Genomic DNA, 16346 nt, shown 5'->3' on the forward strand with positions numbered 1-16346 from the left:
AATAGGGAAATCATGAAAAAAATCATCTTACTCTTAAGTCTTCTTCCCTTGGCAGCCTGCACGCAAAGCTATGAAGATTTGACTCAATGGATGACGCAAACCCGTCAGGAGGCGAAGTCCAAGATTATTCCATTCGAAGAGCCTACGGTTACATTGCCCAAGCCGTATAACCCTCCAAATTTTAAAGGCTTGAATGCGTTTGATTCACGCCGTCTGGATACCGCCCCTAAAGGCGGTAATGCGCCGGATGTAAACCGTCCGAAAGAAACCTTGGAAGCCTTCAGTCTGGAAAACATGGCTTTTGTCGGAACGCTGCAAAGCGGCGGCAAAGTTTCCGGATTTATCAAAGTCAACGACCATGTTTATACCGTTTATCCCGGAAACTACATCGGTCAGAATTACGGCAGAATCCAAAGTATTACTGAAGATAAAATTATCCTGACCGAGCAAGTTGAAGACAGCTACGGCAACTGGGTGTACCGGAAGGCCGAATTGCCGTTGAGCAGCAAAGACGCGGATTCTTCCGATAGCTCAGATAGTTCGAATTCAAATTAATTTAGGGGTCTCACTCGATTATGAAAACCAAGCACATGACAAAATTATTTGCCGGCTTCAGCGTTGCCCTCGCTGTTCAGACGGCCTTTGCAGGCAATATTACCGATATCAACGTTTCCACTTTGCCTGACAACCAAAAAATCATCAAAATCCGTTTCGACAAAGACGTCACCACACCTCATGGTTTTGTAACATCTACTCCGGCGCGTATTGCATTGGATTTTGCCAACACCAATATCCGTTTGCCCCAGCCTGTTTTGGAATATGCCGACCCCTTGCTGAATCAAATTACTGCGGCACAAAACAACGACCGCGCACGCGTGGTTTTGGGTTTGAACAAAATCAGCCAATACAATACTGAAATTCGCGGCAACGAAGTTTGGGTATTCGTAAACGAATCTACTGACCAAACCAATGCGGCCGTTGTAAATGAACGTGCGGCTACACCATCTACCGCGCGCGCTACTCAGGCTTATCAAGCCGTTTCGGCCGCCAATATCGATTTCCGCAAAGGCGCACGCAATTCCGGCATTATTGAACTGTCTGCCCCGGGTTTCAGCGGACAGCCGGACATTAAACAGCAACGCGACCGCGTCGTTGTTACCTTGAAAAACCATACGCTACCGACACAAGCGCAACGCAGTTTAGATGTGGCTGACTTCAATACGCCTGTACAAAACGTTACGCTCAAACGTATCGGCAATTCTACCCAGCTCATTATCCGCAACAATAATGCGAATTGGGACATCAATACCAAAGCCTCTTCCGGCCGTTTTGTATTTGAAGTATCGCCTAAAGCCGCCAATACCGAATCCGGCGGCTTGAACCAAAATGCGAATAAATCGTTTAAAGGCCGTAAAATTTCCTTGGACTTCCAAGATGTAGAGGTTCGTACCATTTTGCAGATTTTGGCGAAAGAGTCCGGCGTGAATATTGTTGCCAGCGATACCGTCAAAGGCACTATGACCCTGTCCTTGAAAGATGTACCTTGGGATCAGGCTTTGGACTTGGTTATGCAGGCGCGCAATTTGGATATGCGCCGTCAAGGCAACATCATCAATATCGCCCCCCGCGATGAATTGTTAGCAAAAGACAAAGCCTTCTTGCAGGCTGAAAAAGAGATTGCCGAATTGGGTCCGCTGTATTCTCAAACCTTCCAGTTGAAATACAAAAACGTGGAAGAATTCCGCAAAATTTTGCGTTTGGAAGAATACGACAGCAATAATTCCAATACCCGCAACACTCTGTTGAGCAACCGAGGCAGCGCCTTAATCGATCCGGCCACCAATACGCTGATCGTAACCGACAACCGCGGCGTGATTGAGAAATTCCGCAAACTGATTGATGAATTGGACGTTCCAACCCGTCAAGTAATGGTGGAAGCGCGTATTGTGGAAGCAGAAGATACCTTCTTCCGCAACTTGGGCGTTAAATTCGGTTCCGGTGGTGCGAGCGGCCGTACGGCATGGGGTAGCAACTGGAGTAATGCGCAAGCCAACCATAACACCAATGCTTCGTTTAACCGTGGTGAAGTCGGCTATCCTACTTGGTCTTTGGATCCGAACGTCAGCCTGCCGACCGCAGCCGCAGTCAACAGCATTGCGCTGGTGCGTGCATTCTCGTCCGGCGCATTGGGTTTGGAAATCAGCGCGTCTGAAGAACAAGGTAAGAGCAAAACCATTTCCAATCCGCGCGTACTGACGCAAGACCGTAAAGAAGCCAAAATTGAATCCGGTACGGAAATCCCTTACCAAGAAGCTTCTTCCAGCGGTGCGACTTCGATTACCTTCAAGAAAGCCGTTTTGGGCTTGACCGTAACGCCGAACATTACGCCTGACGGTCAAATCATCATGACTGTGAAGATTAATCGCGATACCCCGATCGACTGTACCGTAGATTCTCTGACAACCAAGTGTATCAACACCAAACACTTGAATACCCAAGCCATGGTTGAAGATGGCGGTACGCTGATTGTCGGCGGTATTTACGAGGAAGAAAGCACCAATGCGGTGAACAAAGTACCTATTTTGGGCGATATTCCCGTTGTCGGCAATTTGTTCAAATCACGCGGCAAGCGTGAAAACCGCCGTGAGCTGTTGATTTTCATCACGCCGCGCATTATGGACAATGTGGGTAACAATCTGCGTTATTGATTTTAAAATGACAAACAGGCATATCTGCAAAGGTATGCCTGTTTTCGTTTTCAGACGGCCTTTTTATTTCAGGCCGTCTGAAAAACCACGAACTTTTCCACGAAACCGCCATATCGTATAAAATGACCCTTATGGAAAAAATCAACGGCAATTTAATTTTAGTCGGGCTGATGGGCGCGGGCAAAACCACTTTGGGCAAGCAGCTTGCCCAAATGTTTGAATGCCCGTTTTACGACAGCGACTACGAAATCTGCACTTCATCGGGCGTATCCATTCCGACCATTTTTGAGATGGAAGGGGAAGAAGGCTTCCGCAACCGCGAAACCAATATGCTGAAAAAGCTCGCTTCCCGGCACAACATCGTTTTATCGACCGGTGGCGGCTCCGTGTTGCGCAGTGAAAACAGACAGATTCTGCGCCAAAACGGCACGGTTGTTTATCTACATGCCAGCCCTGAAACCTTGCTGGAGCGTACCCGTTACGACAGCAACCGGCCGCTGTTGCAAGTTGCCAATCCTTTGGCCAAACTGCAAGAGCTGTATGACCAGCGCGATACGCTGTACCGTCAAACCGCCCATTTCGTCATCGAATCCGACAGCTGCCACAAAACGCTCAAACGGCTGATTGAAATATTGAGCGAATAACACGCTTTACAAAGGAACACCATGCGCCCCCTGACTGTCCAAACCCCGTCCCATCAATACCCCATCTTTATCGGGCATAAACTGATCGAGCAGGCCGATACGCTGCTTCAGCCCTATTTAGGCAAAAAAGCGGCCATCATTACCAACGAAACCGTTGCGCCGCTTTATCTCAAGCAGCTTCAGACGGCCTTAGACAGATTGGGCGTGCCGCATTTCAGCATTATCCTTCCCGACGGCGAAGAATATAAAAACTGGCAGACGCTCAACCTGATTTACGATGGCCTGATGCAAAACCGTGCCGAACGCAAAACCACTTTAATCGCTTTGGGCGGCGGCGTGATAGGCGATATGGTCGGTTTTGCCGCAGCGACTTATCAGCGTGGCGCACCTTTTATCCAAGTGCCGACCACATTGCTCAGCCAGGTTGATTCCTCGGTCGGCGGTAAAACCGCCATCAACCATCCGCTCGGTAAAAACATGATTGGCGCGTTTTACCAGCCGCAGGCCGTTTTGGCCGATTTGACCGCCTTGCAAACGCTGCCGCAACGCGAACTTTCCGCAGGCATGGCCGAAGTCATCAAATACGGCGCATTGGGCGATGCCGAATTTTTTGCCTGGTTGGAAGAAAATATGGCCGACCTGATGGCGCAACATCAAGAAAAAATGGCGGAAGCCGTTTACCATTGCTGCAAAATGAAGGCCGATATTGTTGCCCAAGACGAAACCGAGCAGGGCATCCGCGCATGGCTTAATCTCGGCCACACTTTCGGCCATGCCATCGAAGCCGAAATGGGCTACGGCGTATGGCTGCACGGAGAAGCCGTTGCCGCCGGTTGCGTCCTCGCTTCCCGTTTGTCGCACATCTTGGGCAAAACCCGACAAGCCGATACCGACCGCATTGCCGCTTTAATGGAAGCCGCTTCCCTCCCGTCTGCGCCGCCCGTTTTCTCCTTTGAAAAATGGATTGAACACATGAGCCACGACAAAAAAGTCAGCAGCGGCATCATGCGTTTTGTCGGTTTGGAATACTTGGGCAAAGCCAATATTACCGAAATTACCGATATGGAAATCCTCCGCCAAACCTTGCAGCCGTATTTGTGAGGAATGAAGTAGGTTTGCTTCAAAATATAAAAAGGCCGTCTGAAAGTCATTTTCAGACGGCCTTTGATTTTAAAGCGTTTTGATTCATCGGCTTAAAGCTAGATAAACCAATTTGGGCAGATCAATTATTTAAAGCGTCTTTTTATCCAACTCGGCAATAATCAGCAAGCCGCTGTCAAAGCGTCGGCTGTCGGCCAGTTTCAGACGGCCTTGATGGCGTTTGACAATGGTGTCTGCGATGGAAAGCCCCAAGCCGGTGCCTTGTTGTTCGGTGCCGAGAATGCGGTAGAAAGGGTCGATAACGCGTTGGCGTTCGCTTGGGGGAATGCCGGGGCCGTCGTCTTCTACCCAGATGTTGAGGTATTCGGCGGTTTCGTCAAAGCCCAGATCGATGCGGCCGCCTTTAGGGGTATAGCGGATGGCGTTGTCGGTAAAGGTTTTGATAAGGGTGTAGATTTCAGTGTCGTCGGCGTGGATTTGGCAGTCGTTTTCAACGGCAACGCCGATGTCTTGACCTTTGGCCAGCGCCAGCGGCATGAGTTCCTGCAAGACGCGGCGGAACTGGTTTTGCAGGCTGATCAGGGTTTTGGGGCGTTGGATTTCGGGCGCTTGGGCGCGTGCGAGGGAAAGGAGTTGCTCAAGCAGGTGGCGGTTGCGCTGTATGCTTTGTTGCAACAGGGCGGACTGCTCGCGCGCTTCGGCAGACAGCTGCATATTGTTGAGCCGCTCTGCCTGAAGGGAAAGGGCGGTCATGGGGCTGCGCAATTCGTGTGCGGCATCGGCGATAAAGCGTTGCTGTTGGCGGACGTTTTCATCGGTACGTTGCAACAGGTTGTTAATGGCGACGACAAAGCCTTGGATTTCGCTGGGAATGTCTTGCGTGTCCATCGGCGAGAGGTCGTTGATTTGGCGCTGCTCCAAATCGTTGGACAGTGTTTTGACGGAACGCATGGTGCGGTGGGTAATCCAGACGGTGAGCAGGATAATCAGGGGTAGGGCGAGGAGCATGGGAAGGATGCTCTGCACGGCGGCCATTTCGGCCAGCTCTTCGCGGTAGTCGCTTTCCTGCATGACGGTAATTCGGCCTTGTTTGGTGGTGCGGGTGTAAACGCGGTAGTAATCGTCGTCGTCATCGGCCTGAATGGTGTGCAGGCCGTCTGAAATCTTCTCAGGCAGGCTGACAATGGGGTTGGGCGTATTGGGAAATTGAACGGAAATCTTGTTGTCATTGTCGAGTGAGTGTTTCTCGTCATCGGCATCGCTCGGGTCGAGATAGTTCGCGACTTGGCGCAACAGGTCGTCTTGAACCTCTTGGGTCTCGTGATAAGTATCGTAATATGAAAATATGCCTGCAAGGATGGAGAGGGGCAGGAGCATGCAGATCAGGGCGAGGCTGATTCGGACTTGCAGGGATTGTTTGATGGTGTGGATAAGGCGTTGCATGGTTTGTGTGTTGATATTGTTATGGTTTTTCAGACGGCCTGGTTGTTTTGTGCAACCAGCCAGCCGACCCCGCGGATGTTTTGAATCGCTTCTTTGCCGAGTTTTTTGCGTAAGGCGTGAATCAGGAAGTCAACGGCGTTGCTTTCGACTTCTTCGCCCCAGCCGTAGATTTTGTCTTCCAAATCGCTGCGCGACAGAATCATGCCCGGACGCAGCAGCAGGGCTTGGAGGACGGCAAATTCTTTGTTGCTGAGCATAATGGCCTGTTCCTGCCCGACCACTTCTGCCTGATGGGTGGAAGGGTTGAGCGTGATGATGCCGTTGCTCAGCAGCGTTTGCGCCTGTCCGCCGTGTCGGCGCAATACGGCGCGCATACGGGCTTGCAGTTCCGCCATGTCGAAGGGTTTGACGATGTAGTCGTCTGCGCCGCCGTCCAGGCCGTTGAGGCGGCTGTGCAAATCATCGCGCGCGGTTACGATTAAGACGGGAACGGTACAGCCGCCGTTGCGGATTTGCGCCAATACGTCCAAACCGTCTTTGCCGGGCAAACCCAAATCCAAGAGCAGCAAATCGTATGCCTGCGCCGCCACTGCCGCGGCCACTTCCGAACCGCGGCTGACCCAATCGACAGCGTAGCCGGCGTCTTTCAGATTGGCGCTGACGGCTTGGGCAATCATGGCATCGTCTTCAACCAATAATACGCGCATGGAAGTTCTCCAAAGAGTGGGTGGACAGTGATTATAACCGCACTCAATTAGTAAAAATTTAGGAAGGGTTGAAAAACTGATTTTTGCAAACGATGAGGCCGTCTGAAATTCGGTTTTCAGACGGCCTGTATGCTTCAATCCCGATTATTTAGGGTTTTTCTCAATCAAGGCAACCAGTTGGTCGATATAGCCTTGGACAAATTCACGCGCAGATTCGATGAGTCGGCCGTTGTCGTCAAACAGGGTGGGCGAGTTGCCGAGGAATACTTCCGGCTGGCCGGTCAGCGGCATATCGAAATACGAAAGGGCAAGGCGCAGATTTTTTTGCGCGCTATAACCGCCCATTTTGCCGACGGAATGGCTGATGATGCCGGCCGGTGTTTTTTTCCAGGCAACATCGGCATTGGGTTTGGAGCCGATGTCGATGGCGTTTTTCAGGCAGGCCGGGACGGTACGGTTGTTTTCGGAAGTCACGAACAATACGCCGGCTGAAGCTTTGATGGTTTCGCGGAACTCGGTATAGCTGGACGGAGTAGGGAAGTCGGTAACGGCAGGATCGTCGTAGTCGAAGTTATACAAAGGCAAATGGCCGATTTCGACGATTTGCGCTTCGTAGCCTTCGGGGAACATGGAAATGACGTTTTGTGCGATTTTTCGTGCGAACGAACCTTTACGCAGGCTGCCGACCAAGATGCTGACTTTTTTTGACATGTTTTTCTCCTGTTTGATAATAAAAATGAAAACTATTCTAGATTTTAGTGTTGTCTAGGGAAGCGGTCAAGGTTTCAGACGGCCTGTCAAAACAGTTTATGCTAAAATAACGGTTTCGCTGATATTTCAAATTATTATGCACGCTTCTGATTTTCAAGAGAATGATACGGCGCACGAATACCACGCCGATAATCCTGATTTTCCTGCTAAAACCATTGTGGCGACGCTGTTTATCGGCGCATTTTTCGGCTATCTCAACGACACGTTGCTGAATGTCGCACTTACGCCGATTATGAAAGATTTCGGGGTCGATAAGACGACGGTTCAATGGCTGACGACGGGCTTTTTGCTGGTCATGGGTGCATTTACGCCGATTACGGCAGGCGTGATTCAATGGTTTGAAACGCGCAAAATGGTACTGTTTACGCAGGCAACGTTTTTGGCTGGTTCGATGATTTGCGCGTTTGCGCCGACTTTCGGAATTCTGGTTGTGGGGCGGATGGTGCAGGCAGTGTCTGCCGCGTTTTTCGTTCCGCTCCTGTTTAACGGCGTATTGTCGATTTTCCCGCCCAACAAGCGTGGAACGGCGATGGGCGTCATTACCATGATGTTTACCGCCGCGCCTGCAATGGGGCCGACGCTGTCGGGCATCATCATCGACCACACGCATTGGCGCGTGCTTTTCGGCTTTACCGCGCCGTTTATGCTGGCGGCGATGGTGTTGGTGGGCAAGTATCTGACGGTCAATTTGAGCAACATCAGCCGTCCGAAGATCGATATGTTGTCGGCCGTGTTGTCGATTGCAGGCTTCGGCGGATTGGTTTATGCGAGCAGTAATTTTGCCCATATGCCGTTGGTGGAATTTATCCTGCTCTTTGCCGCTTCCGTTGTGCTGGTGGGTTGGTTTGCGCACCGTCAATTCCGTTTGGCTACGCCGTTGTTGAACCTTCGTGCGTTTGAATACAAGCAGTTCAGATATTGCGTTGTGATTTTGGCCGGTGCGATATTCCTGTTCTTGGGTTTGGAGCTGATGGTGCCGATGTACACGCAGCAAGTGTTGATGCTGACTGGTACGGCAACCGGCCTGATTCTGATGCCTGCCAGTATTGCCCAAGCAGTTGCCGCGCCGTTGTTCGGCAAATTGTTGGACAAAAAGGGCGGACGCTTTGTCGTTTTGCCGGCAACAGTGATGGTGGTGATGTCGCTGGCGGTATTGTGGCTGTTTTTGCGGATTGATACGCAAGTGGTGATGTTGACGGCGATGTTTACGCTGTTGGCGCTTTCCGTGTCTGCTTGTGTAACCGGCGAAACCCATGGTCTGAACGCGTTGCCGAAAACGCTCAATCCGCACGGTGCGGCAATTCTGACCACCATCAACCCGATTGCCGGTGCCATCGGCGCGGCGTTTTTCGTCGGTGCGACCAATATCGGCGAGAAACTTTCCAGCGCAGATATGCCGCAACAGGCAATGCTGGACGGTATCCATTTGGCGATGGGTTGCGCTTTGGTTGTCGGTGTCGTTGTCGTTATGTTTGCTTTGCGTTTGAAAGCGCATCAGAAATAAATAACAGGCCGTCTGAAACGTTCAGACGGCCTCAGTACCTCGTACAGATGTATCAATTTTTCGTAACACAATGAAGTTAAAAAATATTTTATTAATCAGCCTGATGGTGGCGGCGTGTCCGTCATGGGCTTTGGATTTCGGCCGTATTCCTGAAAATGAAATTTCCGTTTATGTGCAGGAACTGGACAGCGGCAAAGTGATTGTGGAACACCGTGCCGATGAGTTGCGCAATCCTGCTTCAACCATGAAGCTGGTAACGGCGTTTACCGCGTTTCGTGTGTTGGGCGGCGATTATCGTTGGAAAACCGAGTTTAAAACCAACGGCGCAATTAAAGGCGATACGCTGAAAGGCAATGTGTATTGGGTGGGGAGCGGCGATCCTGTTTTTGACCAGCATGATCTGGTGCAAATGCAGCAACAGATACGCGATAAGGGCATACGCCATATTGACGGACATCTGATACTCGACCGCAGCCTGTGGGGCGATGTGAAGAATCCGGATGATTTTGCTTCCGATTCTGCCGAAAGCTTTATGACGCCGCCCGACCCCAATATGTTGGCGTATAAAACCGTTGAACTTAGCGCCGAAAAAGAAGCAGACGGACGCTTGGTCATCCGTACCAATCCGCCGCTGCCGAATCTGAACATTCAAAACAAATTGACGCTTGAAGATAAGGAAGGGAAGTGCAGCGTTTTAAAAAACCACATGAAAACTTCCTATAAAAACAATACGCTGACCGTATCGGGCAAGCTGCCGGAAAGCTGCTTGGGCAAAGAGCTGTATCTGAATATGTACAGCATGAAAGAATTTGTCGGCAAAAGTTTTGTCAACCAATGGCGTCAACAAGACGGCACGGTTTCAGACGGCCTGACGACAGGTGTTGCGCCTCATGACGCTCATGTGTTGGCGAGCCATCTATCCAAACCGCTTGCCGATATCCTCACCGATATGAACAAGCATTCCAATAATCTGATTGCCCGTTCGGTTTTCCTTAAATTTGCCGGACATATGTCTGATTACAAGCAGGCGCAGGCCAAGGCTGCCTCTATCGTAAAAAGCGAGTTGGCGGTTGCCGGTATCAATACGGAAGGGCTGGTGTTGGAAAACGGCTCAGGCCTGTCCCGCGTAGAACGGCTCAATGCGCGAATGATGGCGCAAATGTTGGAAAAAGCCTACTTCAGCCCGTTTAAAAACGAGTTTATCAGTACGCTGCCGATTGCCGGTAAAGACGGTACGCTTAAAACACGCTTGAAGCAGCCCGGTGAAAACCTGCGCCTCAAAACCGGTACGCTCAAAGATGTCCGCGCACTGGCTGGATATTGGTTGGGCGAAAAGCCGTTAGTGGTTGTCGTCATTATCAATAGTCAGAAATCAACCGATTATTTACGCGATTTGGATAAGCTGGTGTCTAAAATCGTTCAGCCCGGTGGCGAACATTGGATTGATGCTAAAGCTTCCTGCGTGATGAGGTATCAGGCTTGATAAGCTAAAAAAGGCCGTCTGAAAATGTATTGACGTTTCAGACGGCCTTTGTGTAAGAAGGGGCAAGTATTTATGTCTATTTTGAAGGATAATTCAGAGGGATTGGATGAATAAGCGTTTGGTGTGAATCAGCTTGAGATGGATGGTTTTATCTTTGGTATTGAAGACGTATGTTTTAAGTTTATTTCCGGCTTCTCTTGTCTAAATAATCAGGCTCTTTACGAAAATAGGGTACAGACGAAAAAAATACCGGTAAAAACCGATATTTTTATTTTTAACTTGATGGCGCGGCGGACGGGGCTCGAACCCGCGACCCCCGGCGTGACAGGCCGGTACTCTAACCAACTGAGCTACCACCGCGCATCCACTGTCAAAGACAATGAAAAGGAAAGTGGTGGGTGATGACGGAGTCGAACCGCCGACATTCTGCTTGTAAGGCAGACGCTCTACCAACTGAGCTAATCACCCGAAAAAGGGAGACACTGAAAAATCAGTATTTTTAAATAATGGCGCGGCGGACGGGGCTCGAACCCGCGACCCCCGGCGTGACAGGCCGGTACTCTAACCAACTGAGCTACCACCGCGCATCCACTGTCAAAGACAATGAAAAGGAAAGTGGTGGGTGATGACGGAGTCGAACCGCCGACATTCTGCTTGTAAGGCAGACGCTCTACCAACTGAGCTAATCACCCGTGCGCAAAATTGCGAAGACGCTATTAAACCAAAAAATCCTGATGCGCGCAAGATTTATTTGCCGATTATTAGATATCTCCCTGCAAGCACCAGTTTTCAAAGGAAATAATTTCTTCCTGCTTGCCTGCGACAATCAAAATATCGCCGTTTTCCAAAACAAAATCAGGATCAAGATCTTGGATTTTTCCGGTCTTGCGGCGGATAAACAATAGCTTCAGATGATGGGCGGACAAGGGCAATTCGCGGATGGTTTTGCCGATGGCGTGTGCCTCGCCGTGCAACGGGAAGGCGTGACGGGAGATGGCTTTGCTATCTTCGTCTGAGAAGCTGTCATCGTCGCTACCGATAAACAAGTCTTGCAACGATGCATAGCGGCTGTGACGGATATGGGTTATGGTTTGATAAACGTGGTTGTAGGAGAGGCCGTGGCCCAACATGGCATAGCTTGCCAGCACCAGGCTGGTTTCTTTGGTGTCGGAAACGGCTTCTTCCGCGCCCATTTCGGTGAAGGTTTTGACGTAATCGTCATTGGTGGCGCGAACATAAACCGGCATGCTCGGATGCATGGACATAATGTTGCCGAGAACATGTTGGGTCTCGTGCATATTGTTCAGCGTAATGACCACCATTTTGGCGCGTCCCAAGCCGGCGGCTTCCAAGACTTCACGGCGTTTGGCATCGCCAAAGGAAACCGGTTCGCCTGCGTTGCGTGCCACTTGTACGCGTGCAATGTCCAAGTCGAGGGCGAAGTAGGGGATGCCTTCTTGCGCCAATACGCGGGCAACCGATTGGCCGCCGCGTCCGAAACCGATAATCAGGACGTGTTCGGATTTGCTCATGGTTTCCACCAGCATGGAGTGCAAGTCCAAGGCTTTCATGTCCCAGTCGGATTTGACGAAGCGGCCGATGATGGCATCGCTGCTGCCCAAGATAAATGGTGCGGTAATCATGGAGAGCAAGACGGCTGCGGTGGCTGCTTGTTCCAATTCGGGCGAAACCATATTGATTTTGCTGGAAATGGCCAGCATCACGAAACCGAACTCGCCGCCTTGCGCCAAATAAAGTGCACTCTTGAGGCTGTCGCCTACAGGGTTTTTCATGCGCAAAGCGATGATGAAAACGACCAGTGCTTTCAAGACCAACAGGATGACTAACAAAATCAGGATTTGCTGCCAATTGCCGATCAGCGCCTGAATATCGAGCTTCATACCGACGGTGATGAAGAAGAAGCCGAGCAGGATGTCGCGGAATGGACGGATGTCGTCTTCCACCTGAATGCGGTATTCGGTTTCGGAAAGCAGCATACCGGCGACAAATGCGCCCAATGCCATAGAAAGGCCTTCAAGCTCTGTCAGATAGGCTACGCCCAAAGTAACCAGTAAAACGTTGATCATGAAGAGTTCGGACGATTTGCGTTTGGCAACCAGTCTGAACCAGCGCGACATCACACGGCTGCCAACAACAAACAAAATGCCCAAGGTCAGCAACATTTTCAAACCGGCCAAGCCCAGTTCTACCCACAAGTTGCCTTCGCTGCCGCCTGCAAGCGCCGGAATCAGAATCATCAGCGGTACAACGGCAATATCCTGCATCAACAAAACACCCATGGCCATTTGACCATGCGGCTGACCCAGCTCGGTTTTCTCCGACAAAATGCGGCTGACGATGGCGGTGGACGACATGGTCAGTGCACCGGCGGTGGCAAACGCCCAGTTGAACGGCGTGCCCATCGCCATCAAAATGCCCATAATCGAGAGCATGGTAACGATGACTTGCAAACCGCCCAAACCGAACACGAGGCGGCGCATGGCTTTGAGTTTAGGCAGGGAGAATTCGAGGCCGATGCTGAACATTAGAAACACAATGCCGATTTCGCCCAAATAGTCGGTAGCGTGGCTTTGCGGAATCAGTCTGAACATACCCGGGCCGGCAATAAAACCGACCAAAAGATAACCGAGCATGGAAGGAATGTTGAATTTGCGGCAGCAGATAACAGTAATAACGGCAACCAACAGAACAATGACAATGGGAGCAAGGGAAAATTCGTGCATAGAGTGGGCGGCCTTTCATTAAAAGTAGCTATTGTTATATAGGCCGTCTGAAACACGTCGAAAACTGACAGTAAACCCAAATAAAAACGCACAGAATGAACTTCATTTCTGCGATTTGATTTCCCGTATCATGCTTATTTGGATTTACTGTTTCGAGCGTTATCTAACGGATTATTAAGATTATATCAAGATAGAATGTAAAATAGTGTTTTGATTGACAAAAAGGGCCGTCTGAAATATTCAGACGGCCTTTAAATAAACGAACGGTTTAAGGCATCAACATGCCGCCGTTGACATGAAGTGTCTGACCGGTAATGTATTTTGCCTGATCGGAAGCCAAGAACAAGACTGCATCAGCAATATCTTGCGCTTCACCGAATTTGCCCAAAGAAGTTTGCGCTTCAAAGGTTTTGCGGGTTTCTTCCGGCAGGGCGCGGGTCATATCGGTGTCGATAAAGCCTGGGGCGACGCAGTTGACGGTAATGCCGCGGCTGCCGACTTCACGCGCCATGGATTTGGAGAAACCGATTAAGCCCGCTTTTGCCGCGGCATAGTTGGTTTGACCGGCATTGCCCATCACACCGACAACGGATGTGATGTTGATGATGCGGCCGGCGCGTTGCTTCATCATGCCGCGCAAGACGGCTTTGGAGGCGCGGAACACGGATTTGAGGTTGACCTGCATGATGTCGTCCCACTCTTCTTCTTTCATACGCATCAAGAGGTTGTCGCGGGTGATACCGGCGTTGTTGACCAGAATATCCAGCTTGCCGAACTCTTTTTCGATGTCGGCGATCAGGTTTTCGATGGTTTCGGGTTCGGCGGAATTCAATGCACGGCCTTCGCCGCCCCATTGCGCCAGACGCTCGCTAATTGCAGCCGCGCCGCTTTCGCTGGTGGCCGTGCCGATAACTTTTGCACCGGCCACAGCCAAAGTATCGGCAATCGCCGCACCAATACCGCGCGATGCGCCGGTTACCAAAGCAATTTTGCCGCTCAAATCTTGTGTACTCATGTTTTATTCCTTAATTGCGATTGGAAAAATGGTTTCAGACGGCCTTATACCACGAATAGGTTTTTTAATCTAATTTTATTAAGTAGGCTGTCTGAACTTTCTATTTGACAGTTAAAAATCTGGTGCTTTGAATCTGTTTGGATTGAGTTTTCTGAGCAGGTATTCTTTGTAATATGCCCAGGCTTGTTTTTTATCCCCTTGCTTTAAAAGTCTTTTGGCGGCTTGTTTGAAGGCTTGGTAAGGCTTAGGAAAGGGCAGCCATGTGTTTAACGGTTGATGAATATATCCTTCGTTCCAAGGCGATTTTTGATAGTAGCGGTCGTAAACGGGATGGAAACCTAAGACGTGCCATGGTTTGACGTGGCCGGTAAAGTGTACGAGTTTGATTGCATTTGGGTTTTTGTTTAATTCATAAGCTTTTTTTTGCCAATGTATCCAGTTGTATGTATCGGGAAGCCAGCGGATTTTATTGATACAAGTAAGGTTGAGGATGTCTTGGTCGGGGCATGATAGGCGGATGTCAGCGTTTTCCACGGCTTCTATTTTGTTTTGTAATATATTGTCTGTTTGTGAATCGTTCCAGTTTTGGATGTTGAATAGTAATACGCCGGAATTGAAGTAGGGGGCGGTGTCGTTGAAGCCGACAGGATTTAGCTTGCAGATATAAGCGCGGAATATGGTATCAGGAGCTGCAGCGACGAGTTGGCCTGTAAGGTCTATGGTAAAGAGTTCAGAGATGTCGCCCAAGCATAATACGTCGGTGTCGAGATAAAGAGCAGTATCACTGATGCCGCCAAGTATGGCAGGTATGCACATGCGGTAGTACATGGCTATGGTGAAATAGCTGTTGGTTTGCAGGGTGGTAAAGTATTCGGTGTTGAGGTGGTAAACCGTTACGGCATAGTTGGGATTGATGGTTTCGAGATGGTTGAAAATGCTGAAGTCGTAGCTTTCCGATCCGCTGACCAGTAGGTGGAAGTGGATGGGGAAGTGGTTGTTTTCCAATACGGAAAGCATGGATGTGCCGATATGTCGGATGTAATTTTGATCGGCTGCATAGACGATGTGCCGTGTATTTTTTTCAGGCGGCCTTTGTCTGACTGGCAGGACGGCAGTTAGTAGTTTTTCTTTTTCAAACATGCTGTTTCTCCAAAATGGACGGGTCCGCTTGGGGCAGGGTAATGGGGATGTTGGGTTCGATGTTAAAGGCGCAGCTGATCCAGTTGCTGAAGCTGTATTTGTGCTTCAAGCCTGGGGCAAGCGGTACATACGGCAAGGTCAGGAAGGCTTTGAGTTCTTCAAGGTTGCTTCCGTCCCAGTAGAACATATTGTTCGGGTGATAAAAATCGTAATGTACGATGGTCGGATTGGTCGTAATCAGTTTTTTGTCCAAACCAATCGCTTCGAAAATCCGCAAAGAGAGGCCGTAGTGCTTGCGGTTGAGGAAATCCACCAATACGGAGGATTTGGCCGCTTCTTCTAAGTTTTGACGATAGGAGAGGGCGTTTTCAAAGGAGAAAAACTCGACTTCGGGAATGCCCAAAGTCGCTTTTTCTTCTTCGATTTTCTTGCTGGCCAAGCGGAAATCTATTTCTAAACCGATTGAACGTGCAGCTTCGCAAAATGCGCGGATGTCGTTGTTGCGGTCGGCAGCGTACGAGCCGATAAACAAGATTTTGTTTTGCGGGTTTTCAGACGGCCTGAAGCAGTCAAAGTAGAAGCTGGTGGTTGGAAAGAGTTTTTCGGTGTATTCGGGATGTTTGCCCTGGTCAAACGGATCGAAAAAGTAAAATTTGTCGAAAAACTCGATGTTGTCGAAGTCTTCTTTTAAGAAGGTCAGGGCTTCCCAGTTGTAGTACACCATCAGTTTGGAATGCGCTCTGAGCTTGGCGATGAAATCTTTCGGATAGGCACCCAGCCAAATCATGAAGCAATAATCTGCTTGTTCGGGATGTTCGCTTAACAGGGTATTGAGGCGTTCTTCTACGGCGCGGAACATGGTCCGTTTTTTGAAGTCTTTTTGCCCAAGAATATTTCGATACCAGATTTTTTTCAGCCGTTGAAATACGTTTTTGTATTTGAACTCTTTTTCTTCATAGGTCAGGGACAGCACTTCAAATCCGCATTTCTCCAAGTTCTCAATAATGAGTTCGTGGATTTTGAAGAGTTCCGGCATGGCGAGAATGACTTTTTTCTTACTCATAATGTATTCAATATAATATTTTG

General features: G+C 49.7%; 13 protein-coding genes and 4 tRNA genes. 6 read left to right on the forward strand and 11 right to left on the reverse strand.

Going from position 1 to position 16346, the window contains the following annotated elements; all coding sequences use genetic code 11:
* The first annotated feature begins 12 nt into the window (after positions 1-12).
* From ACTHUF_RS08425 to aroB, 4 genes are all read left to right on the forward strand, one after another.
* Positions 13-555: a pilus assembly protein PilP gene (locus tag ACTHUF_RS08425; RefSeq protein WP_036492826.1), complete on the forward strand. Its 543-nt coding sequence runs from the start codon at positions 13-15 to the stop codon at positions 553-555.
* A 20-nt stretch (positions 556-575) separates the two neighbouring features.
* Positions 576-2708, forward strand: coding sequence for a type IV pilus secretin PilQ (pilQ, locus tag ACTHUF_RS08430; RefSeq protein WP_315092855.1), 2133 nt, complete (start codon positions 576-578; stop codon positions 2706-2708).
* 131 nt (positions 2709-2839) lie between these two features.
* On the forward strand, positions 2840-3352 hold the full coding sequence (locus ACTHUF_RS08435; protein WP_315092857.1) for a shikimate kinase: 513 nt from the start codon (positions 2840-2842) through the stop codon (positions 3350-3352).
* A 21-nt stretch (positions 3353-3373) separates the two neighbouring features.
* Positions 3374-4453: a 3-dehydroquinate synthase gene (aroB, locus tag ACTHUF_RS08440; protein ID WP_440407482.1), complete on the forward strand. Its 1080-nt coding sequence runs from the start codon at positions 3374-3376 to the stop codon at positions 4451-4453.
* A 129-nt stretch (positions 4454-4582) separates the two neighbouring features.
* On the opposite strand, the gene ACTHUF_RS08445 is transcribed toward aroB, so the two are convergent.
* The 3 genes from ACTHUF_RS08445 to ACTHUF_RS08455 form a co-directional block, all read right to left on the reverse strand.
* On the reverse strand, positions 4583-5896 hold the full coding sequence (locus tag ACTHUF_RS08445; protein ID WP_440407483.1) for a sensor histidine kinase: 1314 nt from the start codon (positions 5894-5896) through the stop codon (positions 4583-4585).
* A gap of 29 nt (positions 5897-5925) precedes the next feature.
* Positions 5926-6603: a response regulator gene (locus ACTHUF_RS08450; RefSeq protein WP_440407484.1), complete on the reverse strand. Its 678-nt coding sequence runs from the start codon at positions 6601-6603 to the stop codon at positions 5926-5928.
* A gap of 144 nt (positions 6604-6747) precedes the next feature.
* Positions 6748-7314 (reverse strand): NADPH-dependent FMN reductase, encoded by a 567-nt coding sequence (locus ACTHUF_RS08455; RefSeq protein WP_440407485.1) that lies wholly within the window; start codon positions 7312-7314, stop codon positions 6748-6750.
* Between the two features lie 136 nt (positions 7315-7450).
* On the opposite strand from ACTHUF_RS08455, the gene ACTHUF_RS08460 reads away from it, so the two are divergent.
* Together ACTHUF_RS08460 and dacB are read left to right on the forward strand one after the other, a co-directional pair.
* Positions 7451-8878 (forward strand): MFS transporter, encoded by a 1428-nt coding sequence (locus tag ACTHUF_RS08460; protein WP_440407486.1) that lies wholly within the window; start codon positions 7451-7453, stop codon positions 8876-8878.
* A 70-nt stretch (positions 8879-8948) separates the two neighbouring features.
* A complete protein-coding gene (dacB, locus tag ACTHUF_RS08465; RefSeq protein ID WP_315092868.1) occupies positions 8949-10361 on the forward strand; it encodes a D-alanyl-D-alanine carboxypeptidase/D-alanyl-D-alanine endopeptidase in 1413 nt (470 codons plus the stop codon).
* A gap of 283 nt (positions 10362-10644) precedes the next feature.
* Here the strand turns inward: dacB and ACTHUF_RS08470 are convergent.
* The 8 genes from ACTHUF_RS08470 to ACTHUF_RS08505 form a co-directional block, all read right to left on the reverse strand.
* Positions 10645-10721: transfer RNA gene (locus tag ACTHUF_RS08470), tRNA-Asp, on the reverse strand.
* Positions 10722-10753: 32 nt separating this feature from the next.
* Positions 10754-10829 (reverse strand) — tRNA-Val (locus ACTHUF_RS08475).
* 39 nt (positions 10830-10868) lie between these two features.
* A tRNA-Asp gene (locus ACTHUF_RS08480) sits at positions 10869-10945 on the reverse strand.
* Positions 10946-10977: 32 nt separating this feature from the next.
* Positions 10978-11053, reverse strand: a tRNA-Val gene (locus ACTHUF_RS08485).
* 69 nt (positions 11054-11122) lie between these two features.
* On the reverse strand, positions 11123-13105 hold the full coding sequence (locus tag ACTHUF_RS08490) for a monovalent cation:proton antiporter-2 (CPA2) family protein (protein ID WP_440407487.1): 1983 nt from the start codon (positions 13103-13105) through the stop codon (positions 11123-11125).
* A gap of 268 nt (positions 13106-13373) precedes the next feature.
* On the reverse strand, positions 13374-14120 hold the full coding sequence (gene fabG / locus ACTHUF_RS08495; RefSeq protein WP_315092873.1) for a 3-oxoacyl-ACP reductase FabG: 747 nt from the start codon (positions 14118-14120) through the stop codon (positions 13374-13376).
* A gap of 111 nt (positions 14121-14231) precedes the next feature.
* Entirely contained in the window at positions 14232-15260 is a 1029-nt protein-coding gene (locus tag ACTHUF_RS08500) for a glycosyltransferase family 8 protein (RefSeq protein ID WP_049348085.1), read from the reverse strand.
* Positions 15253-16323, reverse strand: coding sequence for a hypothetical protein (locus ACTHUF_RS08505; protein WP_049348086.1), 1071 nt, complete (start codon positions 16321-16323; stop codon positions 15253-15255). The genes ACTHUF_RS08500 and ACTHUF_RS08505 overlap by 8 nt, the downstream gene beginning before the upstream one ends.
* Positions 16324-16346 lie beyond the last annotated feature (23 nt).

This window comes from Neisseria sp. P0024.S006 (genome assembly GCF_051956595.1).
In the GTDB taxonomy this organism is placed as follows: domain Bacteria; phylum Pseudomonadota; class Gammaproteobacteria; order Burkholderiales; family Neisseriaceae; genus Neisseria.